Genomic DNA, 15,388 nt, shown 5'->3' on the forward strand with positions numbered 1-15,388 from the left:
GCTGAGCAATGGTACAAATGATCTTCCATCCCAAAGCAAGAGCTGGACACTAATTGATACACTATGCTTGCCATGAAACCGCCCTAAAGGCCTGTCGCCCATGACTTTTTCGCACCGTTACACCGCACTCATCGGACTTCTCGCCGCCCTTTCGCTGCCGACGGCGAATGCCGAAAGTCTGACGATTACCTGGCCCGGCGACTGGGAGGTGCAGGCCGTGCCACCTGCCCCCGATGACAATGGCCAGCGCCAGCGGGCGGTAAAAAATGACCCCAACGGTGATCCGTTGATGGTGATGGAGCTTACCCAGACTACATTGGCTCCTGACCACAAGGTCAATATGGAAGCGGTACTGCTGCAGATGCGCAAGACCTTGCAGAAGAACTTCGCCGGCGCCGGCTACCAGAGTGCCTGTAACAAAATTCACAGCAGCACCCTGGGCGGTCTGGAGGCATTGGAAACCACCTGCAAAATCACCCAGAACGGCAACCACGTGATCACCCAGACCCTGGTCGCCGCCACCCATGACAGCAACGCCTATGCCCTTTCCTACGCAGGTCCTGCAGACGGCTACAAAGCCAACGAAGCTGAAGTACTGGGGATCCGTGCCAGCCTGCGTCTGGCGCAATAAGCCCTTTACCTGTCCGGACCGGAGCCTGCCCCGTGAACACTCAGCCATTCTTTCCCTTTCAGGCTCTGGCCGACACCTTGCAGGCCTGGCTGGCGGAGGACAACGGGGACGGCTCCCACGATCTGTCACATATCCACCGTGTGTGGACCAATGCACAAGTGATTCAGGCCAGGGAAGGCGGCGATCTGGAAATTCTCCTGGCCGCCACCCTTCTGCACGACTGCGTGGCAGTGGAAAAGGATTCGCCTTTACGGGCGCAGGCCTCAACCCTGTCTGCGAATAAAGCCGCGACCATCCTGACGGGGCTGGGCTGGCCCGAGTCGCGAGTGAACGCAGTGGCCCACGCGGTACAGACCCACAGTTTTTCCGCGGCACTGACGCCCGCCACCCTGGAAGCAAAGATACTGCAGGACAGTGACCGCCTGGATGCCATCGGCCTGATCGGCGTAGCACGCTGCTTTTATGTATCGGGAAGAATGGGGGCGGCGCTGTACGACTTCACAAACCCGCAGGCGACGGGACGCGAGTATCAGGACAAGCGTTTCACCCTTGAGCATTTCCATACCAAGTTGCTCAAGCTGGCGTCAGGTTTTCAAACCCCGGAAGGTGCGCGACTGGCAGCCATCAGACATAAGCGCCTTGAATGGTTTGTGCAGGATTTCATGGATGAAATAGCCGGCCTGTAGGAGCGAGCTGTTGCGGCCTTAGATACCGCAGCAAAAAGATCGCGAGCAAGCTTGCTCCTACAAGAATTTCACCAACCCCACCCTCTGTAGGAGCGAGCTTGCTCGCGAGCTGTTGCGGCCTCAGATACCGCAGCAAAAAAATCGCGAGCAAGCTCGCTCCTACAAGAATTTCACCAACCCCACCCTCTGTAGGAGCGAGCTTGCTCGCGAGCTGTTGCAGCCTCAGATACCGCAGCGAAAAAATCGCGAGACAAGCTCGCTCCTACAAGAATTTCACCACCCCCCGCCTCTGTAGGAGCGAGCTTGCTCGCGAGCTGTTGCAGCCTCAGATACCGCAGCAAAAAGATCGCGAGCAAGCTCGCTCCTACAGGGTTTTGCCGGCAGTGCGCCTACGGGATCAGCACCACTTTGGCGCAGGTCCCTGCATTGACCTCGGCATAACTGCTCAACCCGTCTGCCAACCGCGCTTCTTGCAGCCCACGGGGCACGGGCAGCAGGCCCTGGTCGAAATACTGGCCAAATTGTTCAAGCATCCGGGCGCACTCGCCACAGCTGTAAAGCAGCGAATTGACCCCGATCAACGTGCCGCCCTTGCGATACAGCGCCAGCGCCGGCAAGTGCACATGGCCGTCCAGTGGCGCAGCAATGAAGGCCACACGACCAAAAATCCGCAACGCCGCAACGGTCGCTGGCAGCCAGTGCCCGGTGGTGTCGAATATGACTTCAGCACCATCGCTGAACACTGCGCTGACCTGAGCGGCCAGATCTTCGGGCTTGCCCAGCACAATCACTTCAATCCCTTGCTCCCGTAGCACTTGAGCCTGGTCAGGGCGCCGCACCGCAGCCAGCACCCTGGCGCCGAGTACTTTCGCCAGCGCAATGGCGGCACTGCCTACAGCACCGTTGGCACCGATCACCAATAAACAGGTATCCGCCCCTACATCACTGCGCTGTAGCGCATCCCATGCCGTGGTATAGGGCACGCCCAGGCTGGCGGCCTGAACAAAGCTCAATGTGCGGGGCTTGAGCGCGACTCCCGCAACCGGCAAGCGCAAAAAATCCCCATGGGAACCATCACCATAGAAGCCCAGTTCCTGGCCGGTACCCCATACCTCCTGCCCCACCAACGCCGCTGGTCCCTCGACAATCACCCCGGAAAAGTCACGCCCCGGAATACGCGGCAAGGTGGTGTAGGGGAAACGCCCGAGCACATTCTTCACATCGCTGGGGTTCAGGCCGGCCGCCTTGACCTGCACCAGCACCTCGTCTGCACCGGGTACGGGGGTTGGCACTTCAACCAGGGTCAGTGCGGCCAGATCGCCGGTTCTGGAGAATTGCAGTGCTTTCATGCTCAGCCCTCTGGGTGGTGTATTGATGCCCCCAGTGTATGACCGACAGCCGACAGGTATCGGCCAAAGCCTTCTGCCTATCGGTCAAACCGCCGTTGCTGCGCCCTGGCGCAGTGCATATAACGAAGGACTGATCCCCAACTCGCGTCGGAACATGTCGCTAAAACTGCTGGGGGAATAGCCCAGCGAGCGTGCGACCTGGCTGACACAAGTCCCCTGAATCAGTTCGGCAGCTGCGGTCGCCAGTTGCACCTGGCGCCGCCACTGCGCAAAGCCCGTACCCAGTTCCATCTGAAACAGCCGCGCCAGGGTACGGACACTGGCCCCGGCGTTCTGCGCATGTTGCTCGAAGGAAATATCCAGGGTCGGGCTGGCCATTACCGACTGGCACAGGTTCAGCAGGCGCCGGTCAGGTGTATCGGGCATCGGCACCCTGAGCAAGGTACGCCCCGCGCGTTGCAACTCGAGCAGCGTCAGATTGAGCACAGCCTCGGTGTAGGACGATTGCCCAGCAGCCTGCTCCACCAGATTGATGATCAATTCGCGCAGCAAACGTCCGACTTCAATCACCTGCACGGTGCTGTCCAGAGTGCTGGCCAGTGCCGGAGGCAGATAGATATTGCGCATCTGCAAGTCCGAGACCACCCGGATCCCGTGGGGCACCCCCGGCGGTAGCCAGACCGCCCGTTGTGGCGGAACCGCCAGGGCTTCCTCCGGGGTGTCGACCCACATCACCCCGGACATGGCATATAACAATTGGCCCCATTCATGCTCATGGGGATCAATGTATAAACCACGCGGATAGGTACGGGCCAACGGCTGAACCGGCACGCCGGGATCAGACAAATCAGGCGGGACTGCAAGTGCCATGAACTGAAGACGTCAGAAAAGTGAAGAGCCATGGTAGCCAAGCTGCTGCTCGACAACCAGACTGAGGTCTTGAATGCACCAAAAATGCCCCTACCTGACAAAATCGTCATCTTGTTATCAGCTGCCTGACAGTGCCCGGCACTCAGGCTGAAACTTTTTGGATTAAGAGAAACCCGATGAAAACCCCATTGCGTCTTGTCGCCCTTTCGGCCCTGTTGCTGACCTCAATGGCACAGGCTGCCGAGCAACTGACCATCGATGTTCACCGCGATGCCAATTGTGGCTGCTGCAAAACCTGGATCTCCCACCTGCAAGCCAATGGTTTCAAGGTCAATGACCATGTTGAAGCGGACATGAGCAGCTTTAAACAGCAGGCTGGCGTAGAGCCGCGACTGGCTTCTTGCCACACCGGCATGATCAACGGCAAGTTCGTGGAAGGTCATGTGCCGGCCGATCAAGTGGTCGCCCTGAGCAAACGCAACGACCTCAAGGGTATTGCCGTGCCGGGCATGCCGGTGGGTTCCCCGGGCATGGAAATGGGCGACCGCAAGGATGCCTACCAGGTGATAGGCCTGCGTAACGACGGCAGTGATGAGGTCATTGCGCAATATCCGGGCAACTGACCCCCTGCCTGCGCAAACGCACCGAACAGGTGCGTTTGCGGACAAGACCGCCTGGCTGCCAGGACTTACCGCTCAGCCGATTCCCCACCTTATGGCGCTTATTTCAGGCACCTGTCCCACAGCCTCCCGGCATCCCTCCTACACTTGAGGCTGTCGCAATTGCGACGCTTGATTTTCGCGCTTAAATAAACCGAACCTTCTGCATTGGCTACAGGTCAAGTTAAAGGCAAGTCACCCTTTGTGGTGCATTCCTTGCAGCGATCTGTCAGCCGACTGCGCCCCCATGGCTTCGGTGATCAACCGCTTAACAATCTGGAGTTGAATGTCGCCCCTGAGGAAATGATTGTTTCCCTGCCGGACAGACAAAGTGATTCTATAAGTACAAAGGGAGAGAGTCATGATCAGTGCTGCTGCTTCCCAACAAGATGATCGGCTTGACCCGCAGGCCTCCAATCTGATTTCACTGTCAGATTCAGGCCCTGCAGGGAAGGCAGTACTGCCGGCAGGAAATGCCAACCCCAATAAAAAGAAGGTGCTGTTTGTCACATCGGAACTGGCCGATCTGGTTAAAACCGGCGGCCTTGGAGATGTATCCGCCGCACTGCCCCGGGCCATGCGCCACCTGCATGATGTGCGGGTCCTGATTCCGGGCTACCGCCAGGTGCTCAACAGCGACAATCCGATCCATATCATCGGCGAACTCAGCGGTCACGCAGCCTTGCCCCCATGCAAGATCGGGCGCATGGACCTCAAGGACGGGCTGGTCATCTATGTACTGATCTGCCCCGAACTGTATGAGCGCGAAGGCAGCCCATATGGTGCCAACAATGGCCGTGACTGGCCGGACAACCATATCCGCTTTGCCCGCCTGGGCCTGGCTGCGGCCGATATTGCGGCCAATCTGGCACAAATTCACTGGCAGCCCGATCTGGTGCATGCCCATGACTGGCCGGCCGGGCTGACACCGGCGTATATGCATTGGCGCGGACAGCGCACCCCCACCCTGTTCACCATCCACAACCTGGCCTATCAGGGTGTATTCAGCCGGGCCTGCTGCCCCGAGCTGGCCATTCCGGACCATGCCCTGCAACAGGACGGCATGGAGTTTTATGGCAAATTGTCATTTCTCAAGGCCGGGATGGCCTATTCGAGCCATATCACCACCGTCAGTGCCACCTATGCCGCCGAAATCACCACCCCCAGCTTTGGTTGCGGGCTTGATGGTTTCCTGGCCAGCAAAACCCAACAGGGCCTGCTCAGCGGAATCCCCAACGGCATTGATGAAAGCTGGGAAGCATCTACCGATCCGCATCTGGTCGCGCCGTTCAGCATTGGCGACTGGAAGGGCAAGGCCCTGAACGCCGATCACGTGCGCAACCTGTTTGGCCTCACACCATCCAAAGGCCCCTTGTTCGCCGTGGTGTCGCGTCTGGTGTACCAGAAAGGGCTGGACCTGACCGAGGCCGTGGCGGCGTATATCGTCGCCTCGGGCGGGCAGATTTGCATCATCGGGCGCGGCGAACCCGAAGCAGAACAGGCCATGCGCGACCTGGCCCTGCGCTTTCCCGGACAGGTCGGCGTGCGCATCGGATTCAACGAAACCGACGCCCGCCGCATGTTCGCCGGCAGCGACTTCTTATTGATGCCCTCGCGCTATGAACCTTGTGGCTTGAGCCAGATGTACTCGCAACGCTTCGGCTCGCTGCCCGTGGCGCGCAATACCGGCGGCCTGGCTGACACCATCGACGATGGCGTGACCGGTTTCTTGTTCGATGAGTCCACTGTCGAAAGCTACCAGCAGGCCCTGTGCCGGGCGTTCAAGGTGTTTGCCTACCCGGGCCTGCTCAATGCCATGCGGTGCCGCGCCATGACTGCGCCGTTCAACTGGTGCAAGGCCGTGGAACCCTACGCCGAACTCTATGAACAATTGGTCAGCACGTCTCTGAGCAACGCCGGCAAATTTTAAAGAGGCCTTAGTCGATGCCTTCACAGACATTGCAAACCTGGCCCCATGGCGCCCACCTGCTGGACGCGCAACACACACGCTTCACCCTCTGGGCCCCGGATGCGCATTCGGTCAGCCTTGAGCTGGATAACGGCCGGTCGCTGCCAATGCCGGCCCGGGCGCAGGGCTGGTTTGTGCTGGATGCCCCCTGCCGCAAGGGCACCCGTTATCGCTACTGCATCAATGGCGAATTTACGGTGCCGGACCCGGCCTCCCGGGCGCAGGACGGCGGGCTCGAGGGTTACAGCGTGGTGCTCGACCCCAATGATTACCACTGGCGCAACCGCCACTGGCAAGGCCGGCCCTGGCATGAAGCGGTGATTTATGAACTGCATGTCGGCGTGCTCGGTGGCTATGCCGAAGTGGCCAAGCTGTTGCCGCGCCTGGCACAAATGGGCGTCACCGGCATCGAACTGATGCCTTTGGCGCAGTTCAGCGGCGAACGCAATTGGGGCTATGACGGCGCCCTGCTGTACGCGCCCCATGACACCTACGGCTCACCCCAGGCACTCAAGCAGTTGATTGACCAGGCCCATGGCCTGGGCCTGATGGTCATAGTGGACGTTGTCTACAACCATTTCGGGCCGCAAGGCAATTACTTGCCCACCTATGCCAACCCGTTTTTCAACGAGCAGGCCCACACCCCCTGGGGGGCCGGCATCAATTACGAACGCCGTGAGGTACGTGACTTTTTCATCGGCAACGCGCTGATGTGGTTGCTTGAATATCGCTGCGACGGGCTGCGCCTGGATGCAGTGCATGCAATCAATCACCCGGGGTTTATGCATGAACTGGCGCAGCATGTACGCCAGCGCGCAGGCCCGGAACGACAGCTGTGGCTGACCCTGGAAAACGAGGCCAATCAGGCCTTTCTCCTGGAAAAAGACTACGACGCACAGTGGAATGACGACGGGCACAACGTCTTGCATGTACTGCTGACGGCAGAAACCGACGCCTATTATTCCGAGTTTGTCGAAAACAACACCCAAAAGCTGGCTCGTTGCTTGAGTCAGGGCTTTGTCTTTCAAGGCCAGAACGATCGCCACGGCAATGCCCGGGGTGAATCCAGCAGCCATTTGCCGCCCACCGCCTTCGTCCTGTTCTTGCAAAATCACGATCAGGTCGGCAATCGCGCCCTGGGTGATCGCCTGCATCAGCTTTGCCCGCCCCAGGCCTTGCGCGCCGCAACCACCTTGCTGCTGTTATCGCCGATGATTCCGTTGCTGTTCATGGGCGAAGAAAGTGCAGCGCCCGAGCCCTTTCTGTTTTTCACCGACTACACCGGCGAACTGGCCCAGGCCGTCACCGAGGGCCGACGCAAGGAATTCGCCGACTTCAGCAGCTTCAACTCGATAAGCCAGGGGCCGGAAATTCCCGATCCCAACCTGTTATCGACCTTTAGCCATGCCCGCCCGTCATTGCCCGGGGTCGATGACGGGCAGCGCAACAACATGCTGGCGCTCTATCAAGAATTGCTGCGCATACGCCATCAATCGATCATTGCGCGCCTGCCCGGAACCCAATCCCTGGGGGCCCATGTACTGGCGGCAGGCGCCGTGGCCGCTCACTGGCGCATGGGCGACGGCAGCGTGCTGAACATCACCCTCAATCTGAGTTCCCGCGCGGTGCCCCACACCCCGGCGCCTGCTACCGAAATCTTGTTTCAAAGCCAGCCCCAAGTGGCCTCGCAACTCCACGAGCAGCATCTGCTGGCCCCCTATTGCGCGTTGGTCAGCCTGCTTGCCGCCCCCCGTCAATCGCCCCCACCGGAGAGCGCCCATGAGTGAAGCGCAACTTGAAATACTGGCCAGTCGTGCCGGCCTGGCCGTGGACTGGGTAGATGCCAACGGGACGCCCCAGCATGTACCGGCCCACGCACTGAGAGCGGTACTGGCCGGGCTCGGTCTGCCTGCCGATACGGCCGAAGCCATAGAAACCAGCCTGCTTAACCTGCAGCTGGAACAGCAAAACAAACACCTGCCGCCGCTGCTGACTGCCGACGTGGGTAAAAGCCTGAACCTGGCGCGGTATTTCAACCCCCATAGCCAGTGCGTCATCCATCTGGAAACCGGCGGCACCCTGGACATTCAACTGGACGCCGACGCCTGGCTTCCCGGCATGATCGGGGTGGGTTATCACCGGGCCCAGGTCGAAGATCAGCACTTCATCCTCGCCGTAGCTCCGGCCCGGTGCTACAGCATGGCGGACGCCGTCAACAGTGCCACACCCCGGGCCTGGGGTTTGAGCACGCAACTGTACGCCCTGAAACGCCAGGGCGATGGCGGTTTTGGCGACACCCGGGCCCTGGCGCACTTTGCCCAGGCCGCCGGCGAGCGTGGCGCCGATGCCCTGGCGATCAGCCCGATGCACGCCATGTTCAGCTGCGACCCGTATCGCTACAGCCCCTACTCGCCCTCCAGCCGGCTGTTTCTCAACAGCCTGTACGCCGCCCCCGCCACTGTACTGGGTGAGGTCCCGGTGCAACGGGCCATCGAGACCTGCGGTCTTGCCCCCGAACTGCACCGGCTGGAGCAACTGCCGCTGATTGACTGGCCAGCGGCAACCCTGGCCAAACAAACCCTGCTGCGCCAGCTCTACGAAGACTTCCTGCTCGGTGAACAGCCGCTGCTGGACGACTTCCTGCAGTTTCGCGACGAAGGCGGTGAAGCCCTGGAAAACCACTGCCGGTTCGAAGCCCTGCAGGCGCAGCATGTGGCCGAGCAGCAAAGCCTGGACTGGCGGCAGTGGCCCGAACAGTGGCGCGATCCCGACAGCCCGGCACTGCTGATATTTGCCGAAGAACAAGCCCACAACATCGGCTATTACGCCTTTTGCCAGTGGCTGATTGCCCGGTGCCTGGCTCAGGCGCAAAAGGCCGCCCGCGACAGCGGCATGGCGGTTGGCCTGATCGCCGACCTCGCGGTGGGCGCCGATGGCGGCGGCAGCCAGGCCTGGTGCCGTCAGGATGAACTGCTGGCGCACCTCACCGTCGGTGCTCCACCGGACTTGCTCAATCGTCAGGGCCAGGGCTGGGGCATCTCCGCATTTTCCCCCGATGGCCTCAAGCGCAACGGCTTCCGCGCCTTTATCGAAATGCTGCGGGCCAACTTCGCCCACGCCGGCGGCTTGCGTATCGACCATGTAATGGGCCTGCAACGCCTGTGGGTCATCCCCCTGGGCGCCCCGGCCCATGAAGGGGCCTACCTGTACTACCCGGTCGAAGACATGCTGCGCTTGCTGGCGCTGGAATCCGTACGCCATCAAGCCATTGTCCTGGGCGAAGACCTGGGCACCGTGCCCGACGGCTTGCGCGAAAAACTCAGCGAGCGCTCGATTCTGGGCATGCGCGTGCTGTTGTTTGAACAGGATTACGGGGCCCATTTCCGGCCCATTCTGGACTGGCCGGATAACGCGCTGGCCACCACCAGCACCCATGATCTGCCAACCCTCAATGGCTGGTGGCTGGAGCGCGACATTGACTGGAATGCCCGGCTGGGCATGGTGGATCAGGCAACCGAGGCCCACTGGCGGGAAAACCGCCAGCATGAACGTAATGGCCTGCACCGGGCGCTGAGTCAGGACCGGCAGAATTTTCTGGACGAATCCACCGGGGCCGACCAGGTGCTCGACGCCAGCGCCCGCTTCCTTGGACATACCCGCGCGCCGCTGGTGCTGCTGCCCATCGAAGATGCCCTGGGCCTGCAAGAACAGGCCAATCTGCCCGGGACCATCAGCAGCCACCCCAACTGGTGCCGACGCCTTCCCGCGGACTGCGACACCCTGCTTGATTCAGCAGACGTTGCCCGACGCCTGGAACTGCTCGCCTGCGCGCGACTGCAAGCCCAGGAGCGCGATCAATGAACGGCCAGCCGCCAGTGCCCGTGCGCGCGACCCAGCGCGTGCAATTGCATGCCGGTTTCACCCTGGATGATGCGCGGCTTCAGGTGCCCTACTTCGCGCGCCTGGGCATCAGCCATCTATATGCCTCGCCCTTGCTCACCGCCCGCGCAGGCTCGATGCATGGTTACGATGTGGTGGACCCGGCCCACGTCAGCCCGGCGCTGGGCGGCGAATCGGCGCTGCGGCGTCTGGTGGCCGAACTGCGGGCCCACGACATGGGCCTGATCCTCGATATCGTGCCCAATCACATGGCCGTGGGCGGGTCTGACAATGCCTGGTGGCAAGACCTTCTGGCCTGGGGCCGGGCCAGCCCGTACGCCGAGTTTTTTGACATCCAGTGGCACTCCTCCGACCCCTTGCTAAAGGGTCAGCTGTTGCTGCCGTTTCTGGGCAATGACTACGGTGCAAGCCTGCAAGAAGGCAGTATCCGTTTGCGCTTCAATGCCGACACGGGCGCTTTTCACGCAGAGTATGGCACCCATCATTTCCCCATTTGCCCGCTGCACTACGCCACCCTCCTCGGCAACAGCCCGCAGCAGCCCTTGCAGGTGCTGGCAGAGCAATTTTCGGCGCTTAAAGACAGTGACAGCCCCCGGGAACAGGGCCTGGCGCTGCAACAGCAACTGGCCGTATTCAGCCAGTCGCCCGGCGCTGATGACGCCATACAGCAGCTGTTGTCACACTTCGATTCACGCCACGCCCAGGGTTTTGCCCGCCTGCACCAGTTGCTTGAGCGTCAGGCCTACCGACTGGCCAGCTGGCGCACTGCCGCCGACGACATCAACTGGCGCCGCTTCTTTGATGTCAACGAACTTGCGGGTTTGCGCGTTGAGCGCTCCAGGGTCTTCGATGCCACCCACGACAAAATATTCCAGCTGATTGAACAGGGCCTGGTGGACGGATTGCGCATCGATCACATTGACGGCCTCGCCAACCCGCGCGGGTATTGCCGCAAATTGCGCCGCCGGGTAGATAGCCTGAGCCCGGGCCGGCATATACCCATCTATGTCGAAAAGATCCTCGCCATGGACGAGCTGCTGCCCGCCGACTGGTGTGTCGACGGCACCACCGGCTATGAATTCATGGATCAGGTGTCACTGCTTCAGCATCAACCCGAGGGTGAGCAACCCCTGGCGCAGTTATGGTCCGGCCTCAGCCAGCGACCAGCCGACTTTCACGCCGAAGCCTTGCTGGCACGCCAACAGATCCTCAACGGTTCCCTTGCCGGTGATTTTTCAAGCGTGGCCCAGGCATTGCTGGACGTTGCCCGCGACGACATCATGAGCCGCGACCTGACCCTGGGCGCCATACGCCGGGCTCTGGAAGCGCTGGTGATGCATTTTCCGGTGTACCGCATCTATATCGGCGCGAACGGCCGCAGCGCGGCCGATGAGGTCTTCTTTGAGCAGGCACTGGCTGGCGCCCGGGAGCAGTTGGGTGAAGCCGACTGGCCCGTGCTGGACAATTTGCAACAGTGGCTGGGGGGCGCTGCCTGGCGCAACTGGCCTGCAGGCCTTTCACGCAAACGCCTCAAGCATGCCTGTGTGCGTTTTCAGCAACTGACCTCGCCCACTGCCGCCAAAGCCGTGGAAGACACGGCGCTCTATCGCTATGGACGATTGTTGTCGCGCAACGATGTCGGCTTCAGTACCGAACGTATCAGTGCCCCGGGCGAAGACTTTCACCGCGTCTGCGAGCAGCGTTCAAAGCACTTCCCGGACAACCTGCTGGCCACCGCCAGCCATGATCACAAGCGCGGCGAAGACAGCCGCGCGCGCCTTGCCGTACTCAGTGAGCGCAGTGCCTGGTACGTGCAGTGCGTGCAGCGCTGGCACCCCCTGGCACAGGCACTGCGGGCAGACGCCAGTGGCCCGACGCCCGGCGATGAGTTGATCCTGTATCAAATCATCCTCAGTACCTGGCCGCTGGATCTGCGGCTTGACGATGCCCCGGGCCTGCAGCAATACCACGACAGAATCTGGCAATGGCAACTCAAGGCCTTGCGCGAAGCCAAGCTCGAGAGCCAGTGGGGCGCCCCTGACGAAGCCTATGAGCAAGGGGTCAAAACCTTTGTTGCCCGACTGTTGCTGCAACCGGCCGGGCTCGCTTTACGCACCGAACTGTTTCAGGCCTGTGAAGACATCGCCAGTGCCGGGGCCGTCAACGGGCTGGCGCAATGTCTGTTGAAACTGACCACCCCCGGGGTTCCCGACATCTACCAGGGCACCGACCTCTGGGACCTGAGCCTGGTGGACCCGGACAACCGCCGGCCCGTGGACTTCGAACAGCGCCAACAACTGCTTGCCAGCCCTTTGAGTGAAGACCAACTGCTGCAGCAGTGGCGCAGTGGTGCGATCAAACAGGCATTGATTGCCCGCACCCTGCATCTGCGCGCGCGCCACCCGCAGCTGTTCAGTCGCGGCAGCTATATCCCGCTGCCGGTAAGCGGTCCGCGGGCCACCCAAGTACTCGCATTTGCCCGTCGCTGGCAGGATCAACTGGCGGTGATCGTGGTGCCACGCTTGAGCGCCGCCGACCTGCAAAAACAGGCGCCCGTCTTTAGTTCAAAGTCCATTTGGGCAGATACCTGCATCGATTTACCGTTTGACGGATTAAACCTCAAATTAAAGGGACTTTTTGAAACACCGGTAGTCACTAAAAGTAAGACGCTGCGGGTCTGCGATGCTCTCGATACCTTCCCCGTCAATCTCATGATCAACCCTTGAGTTCAGGAGCTTTGCGATGAGTAACAACGAAAAACGCATCCGTGAGTTTGCTTACCAGATCTGGGAATCCGAAGGCCAGCCCGAGGGCCAGGAAGCCCGGCATTGGGAGATGGCGCACAAACTGGCGCAGGCCGAAGCACTCGCGCCGTCCCAGTCCGAACCTCGCAAGGCCCGGGCCAAACCAGACCCTGGCGCGGCGGCCAGACCGGCTGCGAAAGAGCCCGTGGCGAAAAAGCCCAAGGCAACCCGCAAGCCGGCAAAACCCTAACCCGGTTTTTGCAGTGCGCAGACCTGTCTGCGCACTGAATCTTTGATCAGTTTTTTAGCAGGCCAGTAATGCCTGACGGCAAAGCTATGCCCTGAAAACACGGTGCCTTCGCCAGTCGCGCTGCGAATTAACGTTCAGGATTTAACCCATTACCCAGGAGCAGTCATGACCAAGCCCAAGTCGCCCCCCCCTGCAACTCCGGACGTTGAACCCTCGCGCATTCGTGAAGGCCTGCCCTTTCCGCTCGGCGCCACCTGGGACGGGCTGGGGGTCAACTTTGCATTGTTTTCAGCCAACGCCACCAAAGTCGAACTGTGCCTGTTCGATCCCAGCGGCGAAATCGAGCTTGAGCGCATTGAACTGCCCGAGTACACCGACGAAACCTTCCACGGCTACTTGCCCGATGCCCACCCGGGGCAAATCTACGGCTACCGAGTCCATGGCCCCTATGACCCGGAAAATGGCCACCGCTTCAATCACCACAAACTCTTGATCGATCCCTATGCCAAACAATTGGTCGGCGAGCTTAAATGGTCTGAAGCGCTGTTTGGCTACACCATCGGCCATCCCGACGCCGACCTGAGTTTCGACGAACGTGACAGCGCGCCCTTCGTGCCCAAATGCAAAGTCATAGACCCCGCCCACACCTGGGGCCACGACCATAGGGTGCAAGTGCCCTGGGACCGTACGATTTTCTACGAAACCCATGTTCGCGGGATCAGCATGCGCCATCCGGCGGTACCCGACGATGTGCGCGGCACCTTTGCCGGGCTGATGGTTGACGAAGTGATCGAGCACATCCGCAAGCTGGGGGTCACCAGCGTCGAACTACTGCCGGTGCATGCGTTCGTCAACGACCAGCACTTGCTGCAAAAAGGCATGACCAACTACTGGGGCTACAACAGCATCGCGTTTTTTGCCCCCGACCCGCGCTACCTGGCCAGCGGCAAAATCGCCGAGTTCAAGGAGATGGTCGCGCACCTGCACGAGGCCGGTCTGGAAGTCATTCTCGACGTGGTCTACAACCACACCGCCGAAGGCAACGAGCAAGGCCCCACCCTGTCGATGCGCGGGATCGACAACGCCTCCTACTACCGGCTGATGCCCGATGACAATCGCTACTACATCAATGATTCCGGCACCGGCAACACCCTGGACCTGAGCCACCCCTGCGTGCTGCAGATGGTCACCGACTCATTGCGGTACTGGGCCCATGAAATGCACGTGGACGGTTTTCGCTTCGATCTGGCGACCATTCTGGGGCGTTATCACGAAGGCTTCAGCGAGCGGCACAGCTTCCTGGTGGCCTGCCGCCAGGACCCGTTGCTGCGTCAGGTGAAGATGATTGCCGAACCCTGGGACTGCGGCCCCGGGGGCTATCAAGTGGGCGGTTTCCCGCCGGGCTGGGCGGAGTGGAACGACCGCTTTCGCGATACCGTACGGGCCTTCTGGAAAGGCGATGAGGGCCAACTGGCCGATTTCGCCGCGCGCATGACCGCTTCCGGCGAGCTGTTCAATCAGCGTGGGCGCAGGCCCTATGCCTCGGTCAACTTCATTACCGCCCACGACGGTTTCACCCTGCACGATCTGGTGTCCTACAACGACAAGCACAACGAGGCCAACGACGAGGACAACCAGGACGGCAGCAACAACAACCTGTCGTGGAACCACGGGGCTGAAGGCCCTGTCGACGATCCCGAAATCAACGGCCTGCGCCTGCGCCAGATGCGCAACTTCTTTGCCACCCTGCTGCTGGCCCAGGGCACACCCATGATCGTCGCCGGTGACGAATTCGCCCGTACCCAGCACGGCAATAACAACGCCTATTGCCAGGACAGCGAAATTGGCTGGATCAACTGGGACCTGGACGAAGACGGCAAGTCGCTGCTCAAGTTCGTCAAGCGCCTGATCAAACTGCGCATGAGCTATCCGATCCTGCGCCGTAACCTGTTTCTGGTCGGCCACTACAACGAAGAACTGGGGGTCAAGGACGTGACCTGGCTGGCCGCCGACGGCAATGAAATGAGTATCGAGCAGTGGCAGGACGCCAATGGCCGCAGTCTGGGCATGCTCCTGGACGGCCGGGCCCGGGTCTCGGGGGTACAACGGGCCGGGGCCGACGCCACACTGCTGATTGCCGTCAACGCGCACCATGACGGGGTCGATTTCACCCTGCCCGAAGTGCCCGAGGGCACCGGCTGGATTTGTAAATTCGACACCTTCGACCCGGACATCAAGGGCCAGGATGTCCTGGCATTCAACAGCACCTATTGCGTCAATGGACGTTCGATGGCGCTGTTCGAGCTGATGCGTGAACAAGGGACCTGAAC

At 60.8% G+C, this 15,388-nt stretch carries 11 protein-coding genes; 9 read left to right on the plus strand and 2 right to left on the minus strand.

Annotated elements, in window-relative coordinates; all coding sequences use genetic code 11:
- Positions 1-100 precede the first annotated feature (100 nt).
- Together EQV90_RS13940 and EQV90_RS13945 are read left to right on the plus strand one after the other, a co-directional pair.
- Entirely contained in the window at positions 101-631 is a 531-nt protein-coding gene (locus EQV90_RS13940) for a DUF4946 domain-containing protein (RefSeq protein ID WP_010656090.1), read from the plus strand.
- A 32-nt stretch (positions 632-663) separates the two neighbouring features.
- A complete protein-coding gene (locus tag EQV90_RS13945) occupies positions 664-1,317 on the plus strand; it encodes an HD domain-containing protein (protein ID WP_240878253.1) in 654 nt (217 codons plus the stop codon).
- A 389-nt stretch (positions 1,318-1,706) separates the two neighbouring features.
- Here the strand turns inward: EQV90_RS13945 and EQV90_RS13950 are convergent, their stop codons facing one another.
- Entirely contained in the window at positions 1,707-2,666 is a 960-nt protein-coding gene (locus EQV90_RS13950) for a zinc-binding alcohol dehydrogenase family protein (protein WP_010656091.1), read from the minus strand.
- Between the two features lie 84 nt (positions 2,667-2,750).
- Complete coding sequence (locus tag EQV90_RS13955; protein ID WP_010656092.1) at positions 2,751-3,536, minus strand: helix-turn-helix transcriptional regulator; 786 nt, start codon at positions 3,534-3,536, stop codon at positions 2,751-2,753.
- A 176-nt stretch (positions 3,537-3,712) separates the two neighbouring features.
- Here EQV90_RS13955 and EQV90_RS13960 point away from each other — a divergent pair, with 176 nt between their 5' ends.
- From EQV90_RS13960 to glgX, 7 genes are all read left to right on the plus strand, one after another.
- A complete protein-coding gene (locus EQV90_RS13960) occupies positions 3,713-4,159 on the plus strand; it encodes a DUF411 domain-containing protein (protein WP_003447581.1) in 447 nt (148 codons plus the stop codon).
- A gap of 397 nt (positions 4,160-4,556) precedes the next feature.
- Positions 4,557-6,125, plus strand: coding sequence for a glycogen synthase GlgA (gene glgA / locus EQV90_RS13965; protein WP_003447579.1), 1,569 nt, complete (start codon positions 4,557-4,559; stop codon positions 6,123-6,125).
- 14 nt (positions 6,126-6,139) lie between these two features.
- A complete protein-coding gene (treZ, locus tag EQV90_RS13970; protein WP_240878254.1) occupies positions 6,140-7,951 on the plus strand; it encodes a malto-oligosyltrehalose trehalohydrolase in 1,812 nt (603 codons plus the stop codon).
- Positions 7,944-10,025, plus strand: a complete 2,082-nt coding sequence (gene malQ / locus EQV90_RS13975; RefSeq protein WP_160627233.1) for a 4-alpha-glucanotransferase — start codon at positions 7,944-7,946, stop codon at positions 10,023-10,025. The genes treZ and malQ overlap by 8 nt, the downstream gene beginning before the upstream one ends.
- Positions 10,022-12,790 (plus strand): malto-oligosyltrehalose synthase, encoded by a 2,769-nt coding sequence (locus EQV90_RS13980; protein WP_240878255.1) that lies wholly within the window; start codon positions 10,022-10,024, stop codon positions 12,788-12,790. Before malQ ends, EQV90_RS13980 begins: the two co-directional genes overlap by 4 nt.
- Positions 12,791-12,806: 16 nt before the next feature.
- Positions 12,807-13,058 (plus strand): DUF2934 domain-containing protein, encoded by a 252-nt coding sequence (locus tag EQV90_RS13985; protein WP_010656096.1) that lies wholly within the window; start codon positions 12,807-12,809, stop codon positions 13,056-13,058.
- Positions 13,059-13,223: 165 nt separating this feature from the next.
- Positions 13,224-15,386: a glycogen debranching protein GlgX gene (gene glgX / locus EQV90_RS13990; RefSeq protein WP_010656097.1), complete on the plus strand. Its 2,163-nt coding sequence runs from the start codon at positions 13,224-13,226 to the stop codon at positions 15,384-15,386.
- Positions 15,387-15,388 lie beyond the last annotated feature (2 nt).

It is taken from the genome of Pseudomonas sp. TMW22089 (genome assembly GCF_022496645.1).
Lineage (GTDB): Bacteria > Pseudomonadota > Gammaproteobacteria > Pseudomonadales > Pseudomonadaceae > Aquipseudomonas > Aquipseudomonas paraversuta.

What these genes read in the sequence shown, in the direction of transcription:
- glgX (WP_010656097.1), top strand. Translation starts at nt 13,224, where the DNA reads ATGACCAAGCCCAAGTCGCCCCCCCCTGCAACTCCGGACGTTGAACCC.
- EQV90_RS13985 (WP_010656096.1), top strand. Translation starts at nt 12,807, where the DNA reads ATGAGTAACAACGAAAAACGCATCCGTGAGTTTGCTTACCAGATCTGG.
- EQV90_RS13940 (WP_010656090.1), top strand. Translation starts at nt 101, where the DNA reads ATGACTTTTTCGCACCGTTACACCGCACTCATCGGACTTCTCGCCGCC.
- malQ (WP_160627233.1), top strand. Translation starts at nt 7,944, where the DNA reads ATGAGTGAAGCGCAACTTGAAATACTGGCCAGTCGTGCCGGCCTGGCC.
- glgA (WP_003447579.1), top strand. Translation starts at nt 4,557, where the DNA reads ATGATCAGTGCTGCTGCTTCCCAACAAGATGATCGGCTTGACCCGCAG.
- treZ (WP_240878254.1), top strand. Translation starts at nt 6,140, where the DNA reads ATGCCTTCACAGACATTGCAAACCTGGCCCCATGGCGCCCACCTGCTG.
- EQV90_RS13955 (WP_010656092.1), bottom strand. Translation starts at nt 3,536, where the DNA reads ATGGCACTTGCAGTCCCGCCTGATTTGTCTGATCCCGGCGTGCCGGTT.
- EQV90_RS13980 (WP_240878255.1), top strand. Translation starts at nt 10,022, where the DNA reads ATGAACGGCCAGCCGCCAGTGCCCGTGCGCGCGACCCAGCGCGTGCAA.
- EQV90_RS13960 (WP_003447581.1), top strand. Translation starts at nt 3,713, where the DNA reads ATGAAAACCCCATTGCGTCTTGTCGCCCTTTCGGCCCTGTTGCTGACC.
- EQV90_RS13950 (WP_010656091.1), bottom strand. Translation starts at nt 2,666, where the DNA reads ATGAAAGCACTGCAATTCTCCAGAACCGGCGATCTGGCCGCACTGACC.